Raw genomic sequence first — 24,835 nt, 5'->3', positions numbered from 1 at the left:
TTTTTACTATATTTCAGCACTAGTTTGACATGATAAACAAGTTTGTAATTCTATTGTGTTATAATTTAAAACAAAATAAAAACTAATGAATTTCTAATGCTATCAGATGCATCTAAAGAAGATAAGAAACTAGCAAGGGATTGGCTTAAAGATATCGCATCTCCTGCTAAAAAATGGATTAAATTAACTGTATTAATCGCTTTTCTTAGTGGTCTACTACTAATAGGTCAGCTGTATTTACTTGCTCATATTTCTTATGAAGCATATCTACAAAATTCAACCTTAGTTCAACTAAGTACTTATTTTGTTTTGATTATTGTGATTGTACTAGTTAGAGCTGCTCTAAGCTGGATCCGAGAAATAGTAAGCTACAAAGCCGCAACAATGGTCAAAAAACAAATTCGAGAAGATATCCTAGCTCATGTCAATAGTCTTGGTCCTATTGAGCTTAATAAAACTTCTAATGCCAACATAATAACTAGTGCTATGGAGCAAGTTGAAGGGTTAACAGGTTTCTTGACTAAATTTTTACCTCAAATAACATTATCTGGACTATTACCACTGGCTATTCTAGTATTCATATTTCCACAAAGTATAGTCTGTGGGATTCTACTACTAATATGTGCTCCTCTTATACCACTATTTATGATCTTGGTAGGTTTAGGTGCAGAATCTGAGAGCCAAAAACATTTTAAAACACTTGCAAGAATGAGTATGACTTTCTTAGATACTCTAAAAGGACTTACAACTCTAAAACTTTTTAATAAAAGTAAATCTCATAGCGAGACTATTTACGAAGCATCTGATAACTATAGAATCCGTACAATGAAAGTTCTTAAAATTGCCTTTTTATCTTCGGCTGTACTTGAGCTTTTTGCTGCTGCTTCTATCGCTCTAGTTGCGATATATCTTGGTATGGGCTTTATCAATGCCGGCGCAGGTAATGATATTTGGTGGTCGCTAGAAAATATAACTTTACAGGGTGGATTATTTATTCTACTTTTAGCCCCTGAATTTTTTATGCCCCTTAGAGAGCTTAGCACTCATTATCATGCCAAAGCGGAAGCAGTTGGTGCAGCTCTAGAAATTTCTAAAATATTTGAGATGCAACCATCTCATCAAGAAAGAAATGAAATCTTTAACGATAAAGTAAACTCTATAAACATCAAAGATCTGATAGTTAAGTATGATGATAAAACGGCTCTTGATAATGTTTCTTTAGAGATTAATCACAAAGAAAAAATAGCTATAGTTGGAGCTAGTGGCGCAGGTAAAACCACACTGATAAATACGCTACTTGGTTTTATAAAATATCAAGGCAATATCTTAGTTAATAACAATATTGAGCTAAAAAATCTTGAAGAAAAATCTTGGCTTAGAAATATCTCGTGGCTAGGACAAAACTCATCATTATTCAAAGGTTCTATCAAAGATAATCTACTACTGGCAAATGCTAGTGCTACAGATAAGCAAATAAATCAAGCTTTACAAAACGCTGATTTAAATGACTTTGTAAGCTCTCTTGCAAATGGTTTAGATACGGAGGTTGGTGAGCAGAATATAGGAGTATCTGGAGGTCAAGCACAAAGATTAGCTTTAGCTCGTGCATATCTAAAGCCTCATGATATTCTAATTCTCGATGAACCTACAGCGAGCTTAGATAAAAATAGTGAAGAAAAAATTATCAACTCACTTAAATCAAACTGGAATGATAAAACTGTGATTATGCTAACTCACAAATTAAGCTTCCTAGAGTGTGTTGACAAAATTGTAGTCTTAACAGATGGAAAAATAGTTGAAACAGGAACATTTGAAGAGTTAGTTAGCGATCAAAATAGTGAATTCTATAACTTCTATAGAAATGAGGTAACAGCATGAGAAATTTAATACCATTTATAAAGCTGTTTAAAAATCAAACTCAATGGATGCTCTTGGGTACCCTACTTGCATGGTCAGCAATACTTATGGGTATAGGACTAATGTCACTATCTGGCTGGTTTATCTCATATACTGGTTACTTGGCTACTACTACCTATGCTATTGCAACTTCATTTAACTATTTTTACCCTTCTGCTGGTGTACGCTCTTTCTCACTTGGTAGAATACTAAGTAGATATGGTGAAAGAATACTAACACATGAAGCAACTTTTAGAATAATTACAGATATTCGTGTATGGTTCTATCAAAAGCTTGAACCACTTGCGCCTTCTCATTTGTACAAATATAAAAGTGGCGACTTACTTACACGTCTAGTCAATGATATTGGTGCATTAGATAATCTATATATTCGTATAATTTCTCCAACCGTTGTATTTGTCTTAGCAAGTATAACTATAGCTATATTATTTAGTTTCTTTAGCTTAAGTCTCACACTACTTACATTTATAGCACTGTTGCTAATAGGGTTTGTAATACCATTAGTTAGTAGTCTATTAGCCATGAAAAAAACTCAAGATCTTAATCACACTAGTGCAGAGCTAAAGACAAATATCACAGAACATGTTAACTCTCTAGCAGAGCTTAAAATCTTTGACTTAGAAGGTAAGCATCTAGAAAATATTAAAAAACAAAATTCTGAACTACTAAACCAAGAAGAAAAAATTAGTTTTATAAGTGGTTTTGGTAGTGCTTTAATGACTTTGGCATTAGGCTTAACTGTAGTTATGGTAACAGTCTTTGCAGTCAAACTAACTCAAAATGGCTATATAAGTGGTGCATTTATTGCTTTGATATTCTTGGCGATAATGGCGATGTTTGAGTCAATTATGCCATTACCACTAGCATATCAGTATTTAGGTAAGACAATTTCTGCTTCAAAAAGGATATTAAATATTACAGATGCTAAAGCAAATGTTGAATATCCAACAAACTCTGACATTAGTTTAGATAACTATAGTATCAGCTTCAATAATGTTGATTTTGGATATAATGCAGAGCAATCAGTACTTAAAGATTTTTGTTTAGAAATCAAACAAAATGAAAAAGTAGCACTATTCGCACCAACAGGAAAAGGCAAATCTACCATTATCAACCTACTTGCTAGATTCTGGGATGTTAATAGTGGTGAAATCGCTATCGGTGATAGAAATATCAAAGAATTTAACGAAGATCAACTTAGAAACCTAATGACTGTGATTAATCAATCTCCACATATCTTTAACACAACAATTAGAGAAAATCTAAAGATTGCTAAAGATAATGCTACTGAAGAAGAGCTCCTAGAAGCCTTAGGAAAAGTTGAACTAAAAAACCATGTTGAATCTCTACCAAAAGGACTGGATACTTGGACTGGTGAGCTTGGTAGGCAATTATCAGGCGGTCAGCAAAAACGCCTAGCTTTAGCGCGTGCATTCTTACAAGATAAACCTATACTTATATTAGATGAGCCAACCGAAGGTCTTGATAAAGAAACTGAAAGATTAGTTTTTGAAAACTTAGTTGAGCTTATGCAAAATAAAACTGTTATATTTATTACTCATAATGCTAAGCTTTTGGAAAGTTTTGATAGAGTTGTTAGACTGTAAGTTACCCTCTCAACTCTCTATTTAATTTATCAATATCTAATTTCTTCTGCCATTTGGATATTATAATTGTCCCAATAGTATTACCAATCATATTTGTAATAGCACGCCCTTCTGACATAAATCTATCTATACCTAAGATAATCACAATACCTGCAACTGGTACTACGCCCAAGGCACTCAAAGTACTCGCTAATATGATAAATCCACTGCCTGTAACACCTGCAGCTCCTTTTGAACTAATAACCATAATTAATAACATAAAAACCTGCTGGCTCAAAGTAAGCTCTATACCTAGTGCTTGTGCTATAAATATCGCAGCTAGTGACAAATATATCGCTGTACCATCTAAATTAAAAGAATATCCCGTTGGTATCACCAGACCTACAACCGATTTATCACAACCTAAATTCTCAAGTTTCTCCATCAAATTTGGCAAAACAGTTTCTGATGATGAAGTACCTAATACGATAAGTATTTCTGTCTTAATATATCCAAGTAGTTTAAATATATTTATGCCACAATATAGCTTTAGTATTAATCCTAAAAATACTAAGATAAATATCAAACATGTAATATAAAAGCATAGCAACAACCCTAATAAACCAAGTAGTGTACCTGCCCCATACATACCTATTGTATAACCAATCGCAGCACAAGCAGCTATCGGTGAATAGTGCATTATCACATGAATTATCTTAAAAAACACTTTGGATAAGCTCTGGATACCATCTAGTATTGGCTTGCCTGATTCTCCATACATTACTAAGCCAACAGCAAATAATATTGATACAAATAGTACCTGCAAAATATCACCATCTGTAAAAGCTCCTACAAATGTATGAGGGATAATATTCATAAAGAAACCTTGAATACTCTCTACATGCTCAACATTACCCATATAAGCTTTTGCAGCACTCGCATCTAGAGTAGATGGGTCAATATTAAGACCTAATCCAGGCTTTAATAAATTTGCTGTAAACATCCCAATGATTAGAGCAACTATAGTCATTGAGAAAAAATACAATAATGCCACTCCACCTATCTTACCCACTGCTTTTAAATCTTTCATTGCAGCAATACCAGATACCAAAGTGAGGAAAATAATTGGAGCTATCATCAGCTTGATTAATTTAACAAAAACATCTGCAAAAGGCTTCAAAGCTACAGCGAAATGAGGAGTAATAATTCCAAGTAAAACTCCTATAAATATACCAAGTAAAACCTGTGCATATAAATGACGAAATATTTTCATATTGATCTCAAAATTAAGAAGTCATAATTTCAATATATCTTATAAAGATATCCTAAGTAAATTGTTTTTACTAAAGTTTGCAAGTTATCATTTAAGAAATCATAATACTTCTAAGAGATAAAAATATAGGATTAGCTATAATGACCAATGAACAAAAAGGCGTTTTACAGGGATTATCAATTGGAATAGTTCTATCTGTTTTGATAGTTGCTATAGGATCAATATGTGATGTTTTTAATTTGGAAAAAATAGATAATAAAATTACTATAGCTTTTAATAGTTTAATAATTCCTGGAGTATTTCTTATAATTGCCGTAGCAAGATTAGCAAAATATCGCTTCTTTAGTGATACTGATATAAATGGTAGTGGGTTAACACAAGGATCACAGCAAGCTAAGATCCTACAATCTTTAATACAGAATACTTTAGAACAATTATGCATAGCTTTTGTAGCATACACTGCTTGGTCTGCAGCCATGCCAGCTCAAAGTATGTCAACTATCATTTTCGCAGCTTTCACTTTTGCTCTAGGAAGAATATTATTCTTTGTCAATTATAGAAAAGGAGCCAGTGCCAGAGCTTTAGGGTTTACTTTAACATTCTACCCTTCTGTAGTGATGATAATTACTGTCTTAGGCTTTAAACTTTATAGTCTCTTACACTAAGAGATAGTATATTAGAAAATTATTACTCTGCTAAAGCCACTGCTTCTATTTCAACTCTCACATCTCTTGGTAATCTAGCTACCTCTACACATGAACGAGCTGGGAAATTACCATTAAAGAAAGAGCCATAAACTTCATCAATAAGCTTAAACTCTGTCATATCTTTGATAAAGATAGTTGCCTTGATTACTTTATCTAGACCTGAGCCAGCTGCTTCTAATACTGCTTTTAGATTCCGCATAACTTGAGTAGTTTGTTCTTTAACACACTCTCCAGACATAGTGCCATCTGCTTTTAGTGGTATTTGACCAGAAGTATATACAAAGTTTCCTACTTTTATAGCTTGCTCATACGAACCTATAGCTTGCGGTGCATTAGTAGTATTTATTTTAATCTTTTCCATTAGACATCCCTCGCGAGTTTATAAGTTGGATCTATTTCTTCAAAAACACAGTATGGACCTGCACTTTTGAGTATTTTACGACAATCTTCACTTAGATGTTTAAGCGTAACTTTTTTACCTAAATCCAAGTATTTCTTAGTAATATCATCTATTGCCTCAGCTCCGGAAATATCCATAACTCTAGAGTTAGCAAAATCTAATATAATATTATCTGGATCATAATTTACATCAAATAAGCTCTTAAACGAAGATGTTGAACCAAAAAATAGTGGTCCAAAAAACTCATATACTTTTGTATTGTCATCTTCTCTATGAGTACGGCTATGTACTTGTGAACTTTTCCAAGCAAAAACTAAAGCTGAAATAATCACACCAGAAATAACAGCAATCGCTAAATCTGAAAATACAGTAATAACAGTAACTGCTACTAAAACCACCTTATCTGAATTTGGCATATAACGGATACGATTAACACTCTCCCACTCAAAAGTATTGATACACACCATAAACATAATACCAGCTAAAACCGCGACAGGAATATAAGATATATACCCAGATAGAGCAACTACAAAAGATATCAATAGCAATGCTGCTGTTAATGATGATAAACGCCCACGTCCACCATTTGTGAAGTTAATTATCGACTGACCTATCATAGTACAACCAGCCATACCACCAAAGAAACCACAAACAATATTACCAGTACCTTGAGCGATACATTCTTGATTACCATTACCACGCTTATTATCCATTTCATCAAGCACTGATAATGTTAGCAGTGATTCAATCAAGCCAACAAGTGCAACAATCACAGCATAAGGCAATACTATAAGAAATGACTGCATAGTCAAATGAATATTAGGCAATGCAAAACTTGGAAATGCTCCAGAGATATCTGCCAAATCTCCAACATTTTTTGTCTGTAATTTGAAGAATACAACTACAGCTGTTATAACAATAATTGCTACTAGACCTGAAGGCACTTTGTCAGTAAATTTAGGCAAGAAGTAAACAATCAGCATAGTTACACCAACTAGAACATACATTGCAATTCCTTCATCTCTAAACAATGGTATTTGCGCTAGCGCGATAACTATCGCTAAACCATTAACAAAACCATACATCGCTGGTTGTGGTACTAGTCTAATCAACTTACCTAAGCGAAGTATCCCAATTATAACTTGTATAACACCAGCCATAATCGCACATAACAATATGTACTGTAAGATATAACTACTCAATTCTCCTGAAGCTGTTAAGCTATGAAGCATCTCAGGAGAAAGTGATGCTTTAACTTGAATACCTAAGCTTACTAACACAACTGCTACCGCTCCAGTTGCTCCAGAGACCATCCCAGGCTTACCACCTATAAGAGCTGTTATCAAACCTAATATAAAAGCAGTATATAAACCAACTGTAGGAGATACTCCTGCAATGAATGAAAAGCCTATAGCTTCAGGGATAAGAGCAACTGCAACTACAAAACCAGATAATACATCTGACTTAATGTTCCTGCCAACAAAATTCTCTTTATAATTTAACAAACTTATTTCCTAATTTTTTAGATTCTAATTTTTAAGCATTAAAGATACCATAAAAGAAATTTGTATTTAAGTAGAATTAAAGTTCATCTAAATAATCTAAATAGTATTTTTGTATTTTTTAATACATATTATCGAAACCACTATCATAAAAATCAATAGTGGGTAAATACTATTGAGGATATCAAAGAATCTTCCTCCTTTGAGAAGAATTTCTCGGACAATATTTAGATAATGAGTTAATGGTAAAATATTACCTATGACTTGTGCCCACTCTGGCATACCATCAAATGGAAACATAAACCCTGACAGCAATATCGATGGTAAGAAAAAGAAAAATGTCATTTGCATTGCTTGTAATTGTGTGTCAGCAATAGTTGAAAATGTAATACCCACCAAGAGATTTGCAATAATGAAAGGAAAAGTTGCGATAAGTAATAGTAAAATACTACCAACTATAGTTATTCCAAATATTACTTTGGCAAATATTATAATAAGCAATAACTGAATATAGCCAACCACAATATATGGAGTAATCTTACCGAAAATAATCTCAAGAGATGTAACAGGTGTCGCAAGTAGAGATTCCATAGTTCCATACTCTTTCTCGCGTGTGATTGTCAAAGATGTAACCATAACCATAGTCATAGTCAAAATCACTCCTGCCAATGCTGGTACGATATTATTTTGTGTTTTACTCTCCGGATTATATTTATTATGGATTACAAAATTAAAAGGCTGTGGCTGAGGTATCTGCTTATTAGAAAAGTATTGACTGTATATCTCTTTGACCTTATCAACAGCTTGTAAAGCACCTGAGTTTGAAGTTGCATTTGCTCCATCTGCTATTATTAGAATATTCGGAGATTCACCACGATAGACTTGCTTAGTAAAGTTAGGCGGTATATCTATAATAAACTGTACCTTACCTTTACGCATTAGTGTTGTCGCATCATCTCTTGAGATGTCTTGATATTTGATATCAAAATAACCAGTATTATTAATTTTCTCGATTAGATAGTTTGTTTGTAGTGTCTTATCAGCATTAACTATTGCTGTACTTAGATGCTTTGGATTCATATTTATAGCAAAGCCAAATAGTATTAGCTGAATAAGTGGTATACCAATTACTAGTCCAATTGTGACTTTATCTCTAAGCATATGAATAACTTCTTTGAGAAAAATCGCATAGTATCTATTAATATCAAAATACTTCATGCAAAGTTATCCTTTTGGCTACTCATCAAATATATAAAAGCATCCTCAAGTGATGTTTCTATTGATTGCCATTCAAATTGATTATACTTTGTTTGAATGTGTGTAATATCAACATTATTTTTAACACTAAGATGTACACTACTACCAAACATTGATACTTGCTCAATTTCAGTATTATCTTGAAGCTCTAACACAAGGCTATAAACATTTTTGCCTGAAATATTGTATGTTTTGATACCACAGCTATCAATAATATCTTTTTGAGTACCACTAGATAACAGCTTTCCATAAGCGATATATGACAACTTATTGCATCTTTCTGCTTCATCCATATAGTGAGTTGATACCAATGTTGTGATGCCTTTACTTGATAGTGTTGATATATAGTCCCAAAACTCTCTACGGGCTTTTGGATCTACTCCGGCTGTAGGTTCATCTAATAGTAGTAATTTAGGATCATGAATTGTTGCCACACCCAAAGCTAATCTTTGTTTCCAACCACCTGATAGCTCATAAGCCTTTTGATTTGCTCTAGCTTTACCTATCTGTAAATTATCTATAGTCTTCTCAACAGCTTCTTTAATATTTTTTAAACTATGAAGTCGCGCAAAAATCTTGAGATTCTCTCTAACTGTAAGATCGGGATAGAGTGTAAATTTCTGAGTCATGTAACCAACTTGCTGTTTGATAATACTCGCGTGAGTACCTATATCATAACCAAGACAAGTACCCTCACCTTTTGTAATTGGAAGTAGACCACATACCATTCTTATAGAGGTTGTCTTACCTGAACCATTAGGTCCCAAAAAACCATAAATATCCCCTTGCTTAACTTGCAGAGAGATATTATCAACTACCGTTTTATCACCATAGACTTTGGTAAGGTTTTTGACATCTATTATTAGTTGATCCTCTTTGTCACTTATCATCTTAGCTCTACCTTTACAGGCTCTCCGATATGGATCTCAGAGCTATTTGCGGAGTAATCAACCTTAGCATGCACTTCAAAAGAAATCTCTGAATCAGAATTTATGCCATACAATAATGGTGGTGTATATTCAGCCTTTTGTGAGATATAACTAACTTTAGCTTCTAAACTCTTATTATTAGGTGTAATAAATTTAATAGTTTGGCCAATATGTAGGTTAGCTAAATTATCCTTTGATAAGTAAAATACAATATATACATCTTTAGGATTAATAATAGTCATTACTGGACTATACGCCCGTACTTCTTCACCTTTGTGATAAAAAATCTGATAAACATAACCATTTTCTAGTGATTTAACATCTGCTGAACTGATTTTTTGTTGTAAATATTTAGAGTTACTATTGATAAATTTTGACATAAAGTCAACCGCATTTCGCAAACCCTCTCGAGCAGGTAAATTATTAATAATTTGCATTACCTCTAATGCTTCAACTTGATTATTTGCTTGGATATATTTACTTTGCGCCTGTTCAAATTCTTTTTGAGAAGTACTATCATCTTTTAATAACATTTGTTGGCGCTGATACTCTTTAGATGCAACGGCTAAATTTGCTTTAGCATTAGATATATCGATGGCTGTCTTTTCTATATATGGTTGTCTTTTACCTTTAGACATATTTTCTGAGACTGCCTGAGATGCACTGTACAAAAATTTATTTGAATCTAATAAAGTCTGATTTTTTGATGAATCAATTAGAAATAATGATTGCCCCTCTCTAATATACTCTCCTTGACTTACATCTAATCTAAGAAGCCTTCCACTTTCCTGTGAAGATATATATCTAACATCTGTATCAACGTAACCAGGAATTACTTTAATACTCGATCTACTAATATAATAAATAAATCCTAAGACAAAAATAACAAATATAATCGATACAATTATAATTTTTTTTCTAATCGACATCACTAATCAAAGATAAAAATCACTACGGTGATTATAAAGTAAACAACTATCATAAAAAACCATTTTTCTGATATAAAAATATTGCTATTTGATAATAAAAAAGTAATTACACTTCTGCTTTCAACCAAATCATGTAAGTCAAAATGTTCAAAAAAATTACCGCAACTGCTTTTACTTTATGTAGTGTTAGTATCGCTACTGCTGATGTTATAAACATTTACGCTCATAGAGGTCTTAGACCTATTGCTCCAGAAAACACTTTGCCAGCATATACAGAGGCTATGCGTGTTGGTGTCGATGTTATTGATATGGATATAAATATGACTAAAGACAAAGTTTTAGTTGTAACACACGATTTAACACTAAACCCAGATCTTACAAAAGATGAAAATGGTAATTGGGTAACAGAAAAAACTCCAATAAAAGATCTCACTTTAGATCAAGTCAAAAAATACACAGTTGGATATATAAAACCTAATTCTGCAACAGCAAAAATGTATCCAAATCATATTGGTATGGATAATGTCCACATGCCAACACTAGAAGAAGTTATTAACTATGTCAAATCTAATGTTGGTAGTAGAGTTCGTCTACAAATTGAAATAAAAACCAACCCTTATGACCCGAATGCAAGCTGGACTGCTGAAGAAATGGCTGAAGCTTTAAATAAGGTTTTAGTTGAAACAGATATGACTGATAATGTTGAAGTACAATCTTTTGAATGGCAAGCTCTAGTAGATTTACAGAAATTAAATCCAAAAGTTAAAACAGCATATTTGACAGATCATACAACAGAGCCAATGAATGCAGAACAAGCAAAGCAGATGACAGATTATCAAAAATGGACAGCTCCACTTGACCCTAAAGACTATAATTACAATTATCCATTGATGGTCAAAAAATTAGGCGGTACATTCTGGGAACCTTATGAAAAAGATCTAACTAAAAAAGATGTTGAAGAAGCTCATAAACTAGGTGTCAAAGTTGTGACTTGGGGCTGGACAGAAGATGAAGGTAGTGATTTCAACTATGAAGTTATCAATAACTTAATCGATTGGAAAGTTGATGGTATCATTACTGATAGACCAGACATACTAAGAGGTGTAGAAGCAGCTAAAGGTTTAGATTTACCACCTGCTTATCCTAACATCCCTTTTCCAAAAAAATTCTAATCATTACCTAAAACATCACAGTTAAACAGTTAATTTATATTGCTGAATACCAAAAATTAAACTAAACTAGCGAATTACTATTGTTTAATATTTACCAATTAATAATGAATTTTCTTAAACCTGCGAAAGCTCTGCCTTTATTAGCTAAAGAGCAAATTCAAAAAGCATACCCTCATTGGCGCCTAAGAATGTTTTTGGTAGCCTATATAGGTTATTTCACATACTATTTTGGTCGTAGTAGTTTCGATGTATCAAAACAATATATTACAACCTTAACTCCAGATGAGCTTGGACTAATTGGAGCGGGTTTAGGTATAGCTTATGGTATAAGTAAATTTTTGATGGGAAATATCTCAGATAGAAGTAATGCAAAGATATTTTTAGCTATTGGATTATTTATCACGGGACTTATAAACCTAATATTACCTAGCTTATTATCATTAGGTGTACTTGTGCTATTCATTGCTATGCTTATCAATGGTTGGGTGCAAGGTATGGGTTGGCCTGCATGTGCGCGTATCATGACACATTGGTTCTGTGCTAATGAGCGCGGCACAAAAATGGGAATCTGGAATACTGCTCATAATGTCGGAGCAGGATTTTTAGCTATTGCGGTTGTACCTATTGGTCTACTAATATTCAATGATAACTGGCACGGTCTTTTTTATGTTGCTGGTGCAATGTGTATATTTGTATCAATATTAGTTCTAATTTTTGGTGCAGATACTCCTCAATCAGTGGGTTTACCAGCTATAGAAGTATACAAAGGCTATACAACTTCAGAAGCTCATCATGAACAAGAGTTTTCAGCTAAAGAAATCTTCTTTAAATATGTCCTAAATAATAAATGGGTTTGGCTAATTGCATTTGCAAATGCTTTTGTTTATTGTGCTAGATATGGTCTTTTAAGCTGGTCAACATATTACCTTGTTCATGTTAAACACATGTCAACAACAACGGGACTTTTGGGATTTGCATTATTTGAGTTACCTGCGATTCCAGGAACTATAATAATTGGCTGGATAACAGATAAATATTTTGGTAGTCGTAGAGCTCCTATGGGTGTGATATGTATGCTTTTATTTATGGGTGCTTTGCTTGTATACTGGTACAGCGACACTGCTTGGATATTACTACTTTCACTATCTGCTATGGGTGTACTTATCTACGGACCTGTCGCTCTGATCGGAATATTAGCCTTGGACTTAGTCCCTAAAAAAGCTGGTGGTACTGCAGCTGGATTCACAGGATTATTTGGCTATTTCCTAGGTACAGTTGGTGCTCAAGCTGTAATTGGTATTATCGCAACTATGCTAGGTTGGGATGCTGTATTTATATTCTTATTAGGCTCTTGTGTAATTGCTACTGCATTATTAGCTATCTGTTGGAATCTTAGTTATAATCAAGCTTCTGAAAGTTAAGTACAAAGACTTTAATGTCTACAAAAATATTTAAATCATTATTATTTTTCATACTAACAATTCACTTAGCATTCTCATTTAACTCTGAAGAGTTAAATGAAAAACTAAATAACTCAATAAAATATCATAATCTTGAATCAGCACTAATTGGGATCAAAATTATTGACTCTCAGAATAAAGCCGTTATTTTTTCAAAAGACTCTAACAAAAACTTCATGCCCGCTAGTAACACTAAATTATTAACGGGCATCTCAGGATTACTATTTCTTGGTAAACACTTTAAATACTCAACTGCTATATATTATGATTATATTAATAATCATACCATTAACAATCTCTATATTGAGTTTTCAGGTGACCCGAGTTTTACTACCAGGGACTTGAATAAACTTTTAATGAGCTTACAAAAAAAACATATCCTCAGCATAAAGAATATCTACTTTGTAAACCGCTACTTTAAAGGGCGTGATACACCTATCAATCAAAGCAATACTAGTTCTATATTTGGTTACGGAGCCCCAAGTTCAATATATAACTTGAATGAAAATGCAATAACCCTTCAACTTACACCAAGCTCTAACTCCTTCAAAATAAAGCAAACTGATGGTGAGAAAATTAATTTTATGAATAAGTTAGTTGTAGCTAAACCAGAGCAACTAAAGACTTGCCAATTTAGCTCTAATTATGTGGATCATAAACTTGTTCTTAGTGGTTGCTTACCATTAAACAATTATACCTTTAGCTTTGCCATAGAAAATCCTCAACGACATATGCAACAAGCTGTCTTAGCTCAACTTGCACAGCTTAAAATTTCATCATCCAAACAAATAAAAGTCACAAATAAACTTCCAAAAAATCTAATATTTTTAGCAGATCATAAATCAGCTAATCTAACAAAGTTACTAAAACATATGCTTTTGGTATCCGATAATCTTTATGCTCAGACAATCACAAGAACTATAGGCTATAAGTATAATCAAGTCGGAAGTATCGTATCTGGCAAAAATGCTATTGATGAAATACTAAAAAGTAAGCTTAAAATTGACACTAGCCAAATTCAAATTGAAGATGGTGCTGGGATGTCAGATAATGATTTATTATCAGCTGATTTTATTAGTAATCTATTACAACAGATATCTCAGCATAAGAGTTTTGAGCTTTTTAGGAGTCTACTACCAATATATGGAGAAACCGGTACACTTAAAAATCGCTCAAGCGTCATATTAAAAGGCAAAGTTTATGCAAAAACCGGCACCGGAACAACTTCAGTTTCTCTATCTGGATATCTTTACACTAATGATAAGCAATATATATTCTCAATATTGATTAATAACCTCAAAGATTCACAAAAACAAGCTGCTATCGCTGTAGAAAGAGACTTGCTTGAGGGCATCTGCTAGAATTGCGATAAAATAATTTATTGAGCTTTAATAATGACTAAAAATATTTTAATAACAGGTGCTAATGGTGGGATTGGATCTGCCATAGCTTTAGCTGCAGCAAAAGCTGGTTATAATGTTGGTTTACATTATAATAAAAATCATGAGAATGTTGATAAGCTAAAAACTCAGCTATCTAGCTATAATATCAATATATCAACATATTGTGCTGATATAGCAAATGAAGAAGATATCAAAAAAATGTTTGATGAGTTTATATCTGACCATGGCTCCATGTATGCGCTTATAAATAACGCTAGTACGATTTTTCATACTTCTCGTCTAGAGAATATGAGTATTGATCGTCTACAAAAAGTATTCCAAGTAAATGCTATTGGAAATATTCTATGTGCAAAACATGCTATAAAAAATATGTCGCAAAAATATGGTTATAGCGGTGGTAAGATTATTAATATATCATCTGGTGCATCTCGCTCTGGCTCGCCTAATGAGTATATAGATTACGCTTGTACCAAGGGTGCAATTGATACTCTTACAAAAGGTTTATCAAAAGAACTAGCTGATGAAGGAATCCTTGTAAACTGTATAAGACCTGGCTCTACATATACAGATATCCATAAACTATCTGGTGATGCTGCTAGAGTTGATAAAATCAAACACAAAATCCCGCTTAAAAGAGGTGGTTATCCTGAAGAGATTGCTAGTGGAGTTATTTGGTTATTATCAGATGGTGCAAACTACTGCACCGGTACTATTATTGATATCACTGGTGGATTATAAATAAATCGAAATAAATCCTTAAATAAAAGAATCTATAAGAATTTGTTATAGAGCTTATAACCATATACTATTTGACTAGACTTTTTCATTTACATACAATCACTTATAGACCTTAATTTTATTTTAAACATAGGATTTGGTTTAATTTAGAGAATATAAGAAAAATCTTGTATTAATAGTTAACTTTATAGTAAGGAAATCACCATGCTAAAAAAAATTGTAACGGCATTAGGAATGTCAGGTATGCTATTAGCAACCAGTAGTGCTATTGCTGATGACAAAAATACCGAAACAGCTACGCCTCAAAGTGTAGATTTATCTCCACTACGCAATTTGAATAAACTCGATAGTCCAATGGGAAAAAATTACAACTATCATCAGTCTTTTAAAAAGCTAGATACAGAACAGCTTAAGAAAGATATGCAAAATCTATTAACCCAATCTCAAGACTGGTGGCCAGCTGATTTTGGTAATTATGGGCCATTTTTTATTAGACTATCTTGGCATGATGCGGGTACTTACAGAGTAGTAGATGGTCGTGGTGGTGCTAATCGTGGTCAGCAAAGATTTTCTCCTCTAAATAGCTGGCCTGATAATGTTAACCTTGATAAAGCAAGACAGCTTTTATGGCCAATCAAGCAGAAATATGGTGATGCTGTATCATGGTCAGATCTAATTGTTCTAGCTGGTACAGTTTCTCTAGAATCTATGGGTATGCAGCCGATTGGTTTTGCCTTTGGTAGAGAAGATGATTGGCAAGGTGATGATACAAACTGGGGGGTATCTCCTGAAGAGCTAATGTCTAGCAATGTCAAAAATGGCAAACTTGCTCCAGCTTATGCTGCTACGCAAATGGGTCTGATATATGTAAACCCAGAGGGGCCAGATGGTAAACCGGATATCAAAGGTGCTGCTAGCGATATTCGTCAAGCATTTGGCGGTATGGGCATGACAGATAAAGAAACTGTAGCTCTTATTGCTGGTGGACATTCATTCGGTAAAACTCATGGTGCAGTTCCTGAAAAAGATATCAAAAAGGATATTGGTCCTGCTCCAGATAAATCTCCTATTGAACAGCAAGGTCTTGGCTGGCATAACAGTTATGGTACAGGTAATGGTGATGACACCATGGGTAGTGGTCTTGAAGGTTCTTGGACTTCTACACCGACTTTCTGGAACCATGACTTCCTACATAACTTGTATAATCTAAATTGGGAAAAAACTCATAGTCCTGCTGGAGCTCACCAATGGACTCCTACAGATGCTAAGCCAGAAAATATGGTTCCTGATGCTCATAAGCCAGGAGTAAAACATAAACCTATAATGTTTACAACAGACTTAGCACTGAAAGAAGATCCAATATTTAATAAATATGCTGAAGAATTCTATAAAAATCCTGAAGAATTTAAAGAAGAGTTTGCTAAAGCATGGTTTAAATTAACTCATAGAGATATGGGTCCAAAATCTAGATATATAGGTCCGTGGATTCCTAAGCAAAACTTTATATGGCAAGATCCTGTACCTGTAGCTAACTACAAGCAAGTATCAGCTCAAGATATATCTCAACTTAAGCAAGATATCATAAACTCTGGATTAACTAATCAACAGCTTATAAAAACTGCTTGGGATTCAGCTTCTACTTATCGTAAAACCGACTATAGAGGTGGATCAAATGGTGCAAGAATTGCTTTAGCTCCTGAAAAAGATTGGCAAATGAATGAACCTGCTAAACTTGAAGTTGTTCTTGCTAAGCTTAAAGAGATTCAAACTAACTTTAACAATAGCAAAACTGATGGCACTAAAGTATCATTAGCTGACTTAATAGTACTAGGTGGTAATGTAGGTGTTGAGCAAGCAGCTAAAGAGGCTGGCTATAGTATAGAGATACCATTTGTACCAGGTAGAACAGATGCTACCCAAGCTCAAACTGACATTGCTTCTTTCAACTATCTAAAAACAAAAGCTGATGGCTTTGTAAACTATAGTGACGGTAGTCTAGCATCTAATAAACTACCTCAGGCATTAGTTGAAAAAGCAAGTATGCTTAATTTAAATATCCCTGAAATGACAGTATTAGTTGGTGGTATGCGTGCACTAAATGTAAACTACGATGACTCTCAAGAAGGTGTATTTACCAAAACTCCAGGTCAGTTAAATAATAACTTCTTTGTAAACTTACTTGATATGTCTACAAAATGGGAAAAATCTGACACAAACAATGGTGAGTATATCGGTATAGATAGAAAAACTGGTGCACAAAAGTGGACTGCTTCTTCTGTAGATCTAATCTTTGGTTCAAATTCTGAACTTAAAGCTGTGGCTCAAGTTTATGCTGAAAATGGTAATGAGCAAAAATTTGTAAACGACTTTGCAAAAGCTTGGCATAAAGTTATGATGCTTGGCAGGTTTGATGTTCAAGAATAATTATTCTTAATCTCTTTATCTTTCTTACTACTAAAATATTGCATATCTAATCATTTACTCTAATATTTAATATATAATCACAAATTATATTCGAGTATATATGGCATTAAATCTTTATCATGAAAATGATTATCTAAGACAAAATAATGATATATCAAAAAAAGATAACTTTTCTCCTTTTAGAAGGGATTATGCTCGTGTTGTCCACTCTTCATCATTTAGAAGACTTCAAGCAAAAACACAAATTTTCCCTAGTTTTGAAAATGACTTTTTTAGAAATAGGCTTACTCACTCTCTAGAAGTAGCGCAAATAGCTAAATCTATAGCTGTTAAACTCAACACAGAACATGGTCTAAATTTAGATTATGATCTAATTGAAACAGCAGCACTCTGTCATGATATTGGTCACCCTCCTTTTGGTCATAATGGTGAAGTTGCCTTAAATAAAAAAATGCGTAATTTTGGTGGTTTTGAAAGTAATGCTCAGACGCTACGACTAATATCACATACTGCGAAAAAAGATATTGATCAGAAGCAAACTTTTGGTTTAAACCTAACATATAGAACTCTCGCAGCAACTATAAAATATGATCAGCTTATTCCACCAATTAGTGATCTAGGTAAGCTTACGAAGGGCTACTATAATGAAGAATCAAGACTAGTTGAAGATATCAAACATAAGCTCCTCGAGCCCTATGGCATAACAACTACAGAAAACTTCAAAACTATAGAATGTTATATTATGGATGTAGCAGATGATATTGCTTATTCAACTTATGATGTCGAAGATGCTCTTAAAGGCGGATTTATAGATCCACTATCTATGGCAAGTATTGATAACAAGCTTCTAGATAAAATCTATAATGCAATGCCTAACGATTTAGAGATAACCAAAGATGAAATTCGAAATATCCTCAAAGATATATTTTCAGATTATATTGATTTCAATATAGATAGCACGGAGATATACAAGATATCAAAAAATATTGCTAATAATAGCTTGTTACGTACAAAACTAACCTCGAAACTAGTCAATAGTTGCATTCAAAATATTGAGCTAGACCTAAACCTAGAAGTTCCTATTATTTCAAAGGTATATTTAAATAATGAAATTAGAAAACAAGTCGAAGTACTTAAAAAATATATTTTATTTAAAATAATAAAATCACCTAAACTTAATGTCTTAAGGTATCGTGGTCGAGAGATAATTTCAGAGATTTTTGATATTTTGATTAGCTCAACTCCGGATGAAAGCCTACTACCAGATGATATTGGTGCTATATTCTATAACACTCATAGCTCTCATGGTAAAGCCAGAATAATAAGCGATTACATATCATCTATGACCGATAGATATATAATAGAACTATATAATCAATTCAAATCAGACCCTTCAGCAATGATTTTTAAGCCTTTCTCATAAACCAACTAGCCGTAGCAATCCCAAAAAATGATACAGCTCCAGCAAATACAACTAAATACACTGGTACTAAAAGGCTATTAGTTGTAGCTATAAGTGATATTGTCAGAGCAGGTATACCTGCAGAAAATATCAGATATCCCAAATTATAGGCAATACCATAACCACGACATCTATACTCTAATCTAAAAAAATTTGTAATAATCACATTGTATGTTGAAGCAAAAAATCCCATTATAATTGACAAAATAATAAAACATGCAAAAACATCAGTTCCGGCAATCATATTTTTATAGAAGATTGGGGTTACTGCTATACTTATCAAAATCAATAGCGCCATCATCTTAGACTTAGATACATAATCACTAATAAAACCACCTAACAAACAACTAACCGCCATAATTATAGAACCAGTTAGAAGTAAACTAGAAATATCATAATTTGACTCTACATACATTTGTTTATACGCGGGTAAAAACATATATAGCTGAGTAGTTAACATAGCAATACAAGCAACTAAGGCTATACCAACAATTACTTTCACAATAAACATAGAGTTTTCAGAGCGAGGTTTATCTAACATTTCAGTAACTTTAGGAATATCTACAATATTTTTTCTCAAGAAAAATAATATAAATGTAAAACAAGCACCTATAAAAAATCCAATCCGCCAACCGTAATTTTCGATAAAGCTTTGGCTAGTAAAATGATTTAATATAAACAGTACAAGTGATGTCATCATAATCCCAATACTCAAACAACAAAACACTATACTTGTCATAAAGCCTTGTCTTTGAGGGTAGTTCTCGACAATATATACTACTGATACTGGTATCTCAGCACCTACTGCCAATGATTGTATACAGCGCAATCCAACAAACAAAATAGTAGCTAAAACACCAATACTTTCTATCGTGGGTAAAAAAGCCAATGCAAGAGTTGCGAAGAATAGTAAGAACATATTAAGCCTCAAGACAAATGCTCTACCCTTCTTATCAGCGATATATCCAAACCCCCAAGCACCAATAGGACGCACAAGATATCCAACGATATAAACTAAAAAAACCAATAAAGTATTACTTATAGAACTACTTTTATCAAAAAACTTACTACCAATAGCTACAGCAAATACAGAATATATTGCAAAATCATAGAACTCAAAAGCAGCACCTAATGATGAAAATAGTAATCTATTATAGTTTTTCATTAATTTTCTAATATCTAAGTTTGAAGATTTTAGTATATATTAGTGAAATAATAACGATAATCAAATATTAATTAGCATAAGCAGTAGATAGCTCCATCAACTCTAAAGTTACACTATAATTGTCTAGATTAACTTCAGAATTTAATAATTGGCGAATTTTAGCTTTCAATTGTTGTGAGATTTCTTCTAGATGCTCAGGCTTTCTTCCTTTTAGAACTTTAATATGCACATGGATTACATCTAAGCTATAATCTCCTGCTACACTACTAAAACTGTACCTATAAACTCTACTTTTAAAGGTTTCTAATCTAGTTGGTAACTTCTCTACCAAAAATTGCTGCGCTAAATTTATTACCTTCTTTGCTAATTCTGTATCAAATTGTTGAGGTACTTCTAAGATTATATGCGGCATTTAAACTCCTTTTTTAATATACTCACCTAGTGGAGGCATCAAAAATACTGTTCTAGCTATATAGAATAATATTAGCGCAATCCATAAGCCATAATTTTCATAGGGTTGTAATAAAAAAACAAAAGCAATATACACTCCTGATGATAAAATCATCGCATTTCTCATTGCTACAGTCTTTAGGAGACCTACAAACACACCATCTATCCAAAAGCTAAAACTTGCAAATAACGGCATAAGAAACGAAAAAATAATATATTTATTTATCTGGATCTTAACATCTACAATATCGGTAAAGATTGATATTATATAACCACTAAAAGAAAAATAAACCAAAGATAAAACCAGAGTTAGTATCATACTTTGCACAAATGTTTTGTAAATAGTTTCTCTCAATAGGCTAGTATTTTTATCAACGTACGCTTGAGCAACTAACGACTCAGTTGTATTAGCAAGAGCATCTAGAAACATCGCAAAAAACATACCTATTTCTACAAGTATAGTATTTGCTGCTAGAATAGTTTTTCCGTAATTCGAAGAAAATATATAAAAAGAATTAAATGCTAATAATAAACATAAAGAACGCACAAAAATATTTATATTAAGTTGAAGAAAAGGCATATAACTACGCAAATTTAAGAGCTTATAATCCACCAACTTTTTGATACTAAAACTACCTAATTTATAGAAATATCTAAATATTTTTGTACTCAGATAAATACTACAACTAGCAGAGGCTATAACTAAAGAAATCGCTACACCAACAACATTGTAATTTAAAATAACCACCAAGAGCGTGCTCAAGCCTATTGCTACACTCATGTAGATAATAGAACTATAAAGTACTACTCTAGGATTTCCAACACCAATAAAGAAACCAATAAAAATATAATTTAGTAATGAAAAAAGCAAAATATAAATAGCAATATTATAAAAGTTTGCTAGTAACATTTTTATATCAAATGAAGTATTTACTATTTTTAATACAACAACCAGAATCACACTTTTAAGACTAAAAACAATTATTGATATTAGTAATGCAATTAACACGGCCTTTATAACTATTTCTAGCATCTTTTCAAGATTATTTAATGACTGAGCTATCAACCCTGTCAAACTCATTCTAAAAAATGAAAACATGAAACAAATAACATTTATTATTGAAACTCCTAAGCCTATTGCAGCAAGATAATTGCTGTCACTGAGATGTCCAATTAATGCAGTATTGACAATACCAACCATTGGTAAAACTAGATTCGATAGTATAAGTGGTAAAGATAATAAAAATATTTTTTTGTGCATCTAAAGAATCAAAAATCTACTTATGAACAAAATTATAGCATTTAAAAATATATAACAATTCCATTAGTTATAGATATTTTAGCTATTAGTTTTTACAGCCAGCTATTAGTTTTTGATAATTAACAATTTATCACAATATGTTATATTGTGTCGCAATCAATAATACATAACCAGCTTTAAAGAAAAATTAATATTTATTTATGCAAATCATAATAAACATCAGGAAAAATATTTTTTTCTTGATTAGCTTTATTTCGTAAGCATAAAATTAATTTGTAAGCAATACGCTTACGGTTATTAATACTTGTATTAGGAGAATTCCATTATGAAAAATAAACTTAAACTAACACCTACTATGGTTTGTGCTTTGATAGGTATAGGATCATTTTCAATAGCTAATGCTACTGATGCTTGGTCTACTGCAAACCTAAAGTCATATGTTGCAGGCTCTCAAGTAACTGATGGTGGCAAAACATATAAGTGTAAAGGCTGGCCAGCTTCTGGTTGGTGTCAAATTGCTGCATATAAGCCTAGTGGAACATATGGTTCTGATGCTTGGGATGTTATTGGTAATGATCCATCTCCGACTCCGGAGCCTACACCAGAGCCAACTCCGGAACCGACTCCTACACCAGACCCAGTAAATCCTGGTGATTCAGTACAACAATGGGATGCGAATACTGTATACAATCCAAGCGACAAATCCAAACCTTCTCAAGCTATATATAATGGTAACTTATATACTGCTAAATGGTGGACACGCGGAGAAAATCCTGGCCAATCTGGACAATGGGGGGTATGGAAAAATGAAGGACCTGTAACTGAACAAGGTAAAGCAACTGTCTCAATAGTACTACCTGCAAAACCTGACTTCATCGCAAAAGACAAATTAGCAGATGTTCAGATCCTAAAAGATGGTCAAAAAATAGCAGAATCAACTAATGCTAAATGGGGTTCTACTACTAATCTAGAAGTTGTAGTTGGAAATAGCTCAGATTTAACAGTAAGTGTACCAGCTATTGATGGTGCTACAGGTTCTGCTACACCAGCCTCATTCACTCTTGCTAAAAATGCCTCTAAAACAGTCAATATAGAATACACAGCTCCTAAGCCTGCCGAAGAAGGATCTATCAAAATAAATGCCTCAGCGGAAGTAACAGGCAACCCTACAGCTACGTATACTCTTAAAGATACCAATGGAAACGTTGTTAGTAATGGCAATCTTAAAATCAATGACTCTACAACTTTAGATCATATCCCTTCATCTGAAAGTGGTACAGGCTATACTCTTACTATAGGTAGTTTTACAACTAATGGTTATAACTATACTCCTAGCAAGACTTACGCTATAACTGTTACTAATTTTAATACAACAGCAGTTGATGTTACATTTGCTAAGAAACAGGTTCCTACCGAGAGTATTTCGATAGCAGTAGAAGGCCTGCCAAAAGATAAAGCAACAACTCTTACACTAACTAACGAAAATGGTGATACTAAAGAAGTTGATATTAAGAGTAACTCTTCAATTACTGTAGAAGTACCAAAAGACGGAAATACTTGGAATATTGCAGTAGCCGCAATTGCTGGATTTAAACTTGCTGTGACTCCAACATCTTTCACAGCTAACCAAGATACTCAACAAATCTCACTAAAAATTACTGAAAATAGCTCGTCAAAAGATGGCTGGCCTGATAGAGTTGTTGTAGGTTATGTTAAAGGCTACAACTCTACATGGTATAGTCAACCAGATACCACAAATCAAATGATTTCAACAGCTCTTGACAGAGGCTACAATGTACTAGTATATGCTTTTATTGGTCAAGATACTGACGGTACAGTTTTCTTTGACAGTCCTTTTGAGGTAGATAACATGCAACTTAAATGGGAAGATAGCCTAATTGCCCAGCTGCCTACTCAAATGGAAACAATTCATCAAAAAGGTGGTATTGCTTTAATAGCTATTGGTGGAGGAGTCAACTTCTTCAGACCTGATATGAGTGGAGAAAAAGCAGTATCTGCTGGTAAAGCTATGGGTAAATTCATTGCAGGACACAACTTTGATGGTTTAGATATAGATGTTGAGCACCCTGTTGGATCAGCTAAAATAGATGCAAACTTCTTACGCTATATCGAAGCAACTAGAGCCGAGTACAAAAACATCACTGGTAAAGACATGTATCTAACGGCAGCTCCTCAAATACAAGGTTGGTATGGAAGCGGTCAATGGGCAAGTGGTAGTGCTAAGTTTGCTGAACCTATGTATACTCAAAACTTTGTAAATAATGCTCACTTTGACGCTTTCTTTATACAAACATACAACCAGTATGGTGGTGCTAACTTCTCTGGACTTAAAGGACAAGATGTTGGCTTCTTGACCAAAACATTTGAGCTACTAAGCCCTCAAACACGCGATAAAATGCCTGGCGTACCTGCTGACGCATTTTATGTACCAGAAGAAACAAAGATAGTCTTAGGAGTACCAAACTTTAAAGATCCATCAGTATCTGAGTCTGAGTACAGAACAGGAACTTGTTTAGCGACAGCTGAATGCTCAGGTTCAGGATTATACAAACCTGCTGATATAACTAAAGACATTACTAACGGTGGTCTTGGTAACTATAGTCAATACGGCGGTGTAATGACTTGGATTCTAAATTCAGATGACTATCAAGGCTGGACTTGGGTTGATGGCATCAAAGGAGTAGCCTATAACTAATTCAGTCTAAAATTCTCAATTATCTTCTATAATTAAATTTCCTGATATAAATTTTAGCTTTTTAGATTAGTACTTTGCTTTACA

The 24,835-nt window shown here is 33.2% G+C and carries 19 protein-coding genes; 10 read left to right on the top strand and 9 right to left on the bottom strand.

The annotated features are described in order from the left end of the window. The first annotated feature begins 96 nt into the window (after positions 1 to 96). Both cydD and cydC read left to right on the top strand, forming a co-directional pair. On the top strand, positions 97 to 1,878 hold the full coding sequence (cydD, locus tag F3D57_RS02575; RefSeq protein ID WP_150465091.1) for a heme ABC transporter permease/ATP-binding protein CydD: 1,782 nt from the start codon (positions 97 to 99) through the stop codon (positions 1,876 to 1,878). Continuing rightward, entirely contained in the window at positions 1,875 to 3,524 is a 1,650-nt protein-coding gene (gene cydC / locus F3D57_RS02570; RefSeq protein WP_150465090.1) for a heme ABC transporter ATP-binding protein/permease CydC, read from the top strand. Before cydD ends, cydC begins: the two co-directional genes overlap by 4 nt. A 1-nt stretch (position 3,525) precedes the next feature. Here the strand turns inward: cydC and dctA are convergent, their stop codons facing one another. Next, positions 3,526 to 4,776, bottom strand: coding sequence for a C4-dicarboxylate transporter DctA (gene dctA / locus F3D57_RS02565; RefSeq protein WP_150465089.1), 1,251 nt, complete (start codon positions 4,774 to 4,776; stop codon positions 3,526 to 3,528). A 140-nt stretch (positions 4,777 to 4,916) separates the two neighbouring features. Here dctA and F3D57_RS02560 point away from each other — a divergent pair, with 140 nt between their 5' ends. Continuing rightward, positions 4,917 to 5,441, top strand: a complete 525-nt coding sequence (locus F3D57_RS02560; protein ID WP_150465088.1) for an MAPEG family protein — start codon at positions 4,917 to 4,919, stop codon at positions 5,439 to 5,441. A gap of 22 nt (positions 5,442 to 5,463) precedes the next feature. Here the strand turns inward: F3D57_RS02560 and F3D57_RS02555 are convergent, their stop codons facing one another. The 5 genes from F3D57_RS02555 to F3D57_RS02535 all read right to left on the bottom strand — a co-directional run bounded on the left by F3D57_RS02555 (position 5,464) and on the right by F3D57_RS02535 (position 10,500). Beyond that, positions 5,464 to 5,844: a RidA family protein gene (locus F3D57_RS02555; RefSeq protein WP_150465087.1), complete on the bottom strand. Its 381-nt coding sequence runs from the start codon at positions 5,842 to 5,844 to the stop codon at positions 5,464 to 5,466. Next, positions 5,844 to 7,388, bottom strand: coding sequence for a SulP family inorganic anion transporter (locus F3D57_RS02550; RefSeq protein ID WP_150465086.1), 1,545 nt, complete (start codon positions 7,386 to 7,388; stop codon positions 5,844 to 5,846). The genes F3D57_RS02555 and F3D57_RS02550 overlap by 1 nt, the downstream gene beginning before the upstream one ends. A 96-nt stretch (positions 7,389 to 7,484) precedes the next feature. Then, positions 7,485 to 8,603 (bottom strand): ABC transporter permease, encoded by a 1,119-nt coding sequence (locus F3D57_RS02545; protein ID WP_150465085.1) that lies wholly within the window; start codon positions 8,601 to 8,603, stop codon positions 7,485 to 7,487. Further along, positions 8,600 to 9,532 (bottom strand): ABC transporter ATP-binding protein, encoded by a 933-nt coding sequence (locus tag F3D57_RS02540; protein ID WP_149368032.1) that lies wholly within the window; start codon positions 9,530 to 9,532, stop codon positions 8,600 to 8,602. Before F3D57_RS02540 ends, F3D57_RS02545 begins: the two co-directional genes overlap by 4 nt. After that, positions 9,529 to 10,500, bottom strand: coding sequence for an HlyD family secretion protein (locus tag F3D57_RS02535; RefSeq protein ID WP_150465084.1), 972 nt, complete (start codon positions 10,498 to 10,500; stop codon positions 9,529 to 9,531). The genes F3D57_RS02540 and F3D57_RS02535 overlap by 4 nt, the downstream gene beginning before the upstream one ends. Positions 10,501 to 10,643: 143 nt before the next feature. Here F3D57_RS02535 and F3D57_RS02530 point away from each other — a divergent pair, with 143 nt between their 5' ends. The 6 genes from F3D57_RS02530 (at position 10,644) to dgt (ending at position 19,120) form a co-directional block, all read left to right on the top strand. After that, complete coding sequence (locus tag F3D57_RS02530) at positions 10,644 to 11,672, top strand: glycerophosphodiester phosphodiesterase (protein WP_150465083.1); 1,029 nt, start codon at positions 10,644 to 10,646, stop codon at positions 11,670 to 11,672. Positions 11,673 to 11,776: 104 nt separating this feature from the next. Beyond that, on the top strand, positions 11,777 to 13,093 hold the full coding sequence (locus F3D57_RS02525; RefSeq protein ID WP_150465082.1) for an MFS transporter: 1,317 nt from the start codon (positions 11,777 to 11,779) through the stop codon (positions 13,091 to 13,093). Positions 13,094 to 13,107: 14 nt separating this feature from the next. Then, on the top strand, positions 13,108 to 14,493 hold the full coding sequence (gene dacB, locus F3D57_RS02520) for a D-alanyl-D-alanine carboxypeptidase/D-alanyl-D-alanine-endopeptidase (RefSeq protein WP_150465081.1): 1,386 nt from the start codon (positions 13,108 to 13,110) through the stop codon (positions 14,491 to 14,493). A 33-nt stretch (positions 14,494 to 14,526) separates the two neighbouring features. Then, a complete protein-coding gene (locus tag F3D57_RS02515) occupies positions 14,527 to 15,273 on the top strand; it encodes an SDR family oxidoreductase (protein ID WP_150465080.1) in 747 nt (248 codons plus the stop codon). A 204-nt stretch (positions 15,274 to 15,477) separates the two neighbouring features. Continuing rightward, entirely contained in the window at positions 15,478 to 17,697 is a 2,220-nt protein-coding gene (gene katG / locus F3D57_RS02510; RefSeq protein WP_150465079.1) for a catalase/peroxidase HPI, read from the top strand. Between the two features lie 100 nt (positions 17,698 to 17,797). Next, positions 17,798 to 19,120 carry a dGTP triphosphohydrolase gene (dgt, locus tag F3D57_RS02505; protein ID WP_150465078.1) on the top strand — a complete coding sequence of 441 codons (1,323 nt, stop codon included), beginning with the start codon at positions 17,798 to 17,800 and terminating at the stop codon, positions 19,118 to 19,120. Here the strand turns inward: dgt and F3D57_RS02500 are convergent. The 3 genes from F3D57_RS02500 to F3D57_RS02490 form a co-directional block, all read right to left on the bottom strand. Then, the gene (locus tag F3D57_RS02500; protein WP_150465077.1) at positions 19,104 to 20,324 is read right to left on the bottom strand and encodes an MFS transporter; all 1,221 of its coding nucleotides are present in this window, start codon (positions 20,322 to 20,324) and stop codon (positions 19,104 to 19,106) included. The genes dgt and F3D57_RS02500 overlap by 17 nt on opposite strands. Before the next feature lie 67 nt (positions 20,325 to 20,391). Beyond that, positions 20,392 to 20,736 carry a hypothetical protein gene (locus F3D57_RS02495; RefSeq protein ID WP_150465076.1) on the bottom strand — a complete coding sequence of 115 codons (345 nt, stop codon included), beginning with the start codon at positions 20,734 to 20,736 and terminating at the stop codon, positions 20,392 to 20,394. Beyond that, positions 20,737 to 22,035 (bottom strand): MATE family efflux transporter, encoded by a 1,299-nt coding sequence (locus F3D57_RS02490; protein WP_150465075.1) that lies wholly within the window; start codon positions 22,033 to 22,035, stop codon positions 20,737 to 20,739. It abuts the gene before it with no gap. 325 nt (positions 22,036 to 22,360) lie between these two features. Here F3D57_RS02490 and F3D57_RS10415 point away from each other — a divergent pair, with 325 nt between their 5' ends. Beyond that, the gene (locus F3D57_RS10415; RefSeq protein ID WP_150465074.1) at positions 22,361 to 24,751 is read left to right on the top strand and encodes a glycosyl hydrolase family 18 protein; all 2,391 of its coding nucleotides are present in this window, start codon (positions 22,361 to 22,363) and stop codon (positions 24,749 to 24,751) included. Positions 24,752 to 24,835 lie beyond the last annotated feature (84 nt).

Source organism: Francisella sp. SYW-2, assembly GCF_008711475.1.
Lineage (GTDB): Bacteria > Pseudomonadota > Gammaproteobacteria > Francisellales > Francisellaceae > Francisella > Francisella salimarina.
This window is presented reverse-complemented; position numbering and strand designations above follow the sequence as displayed.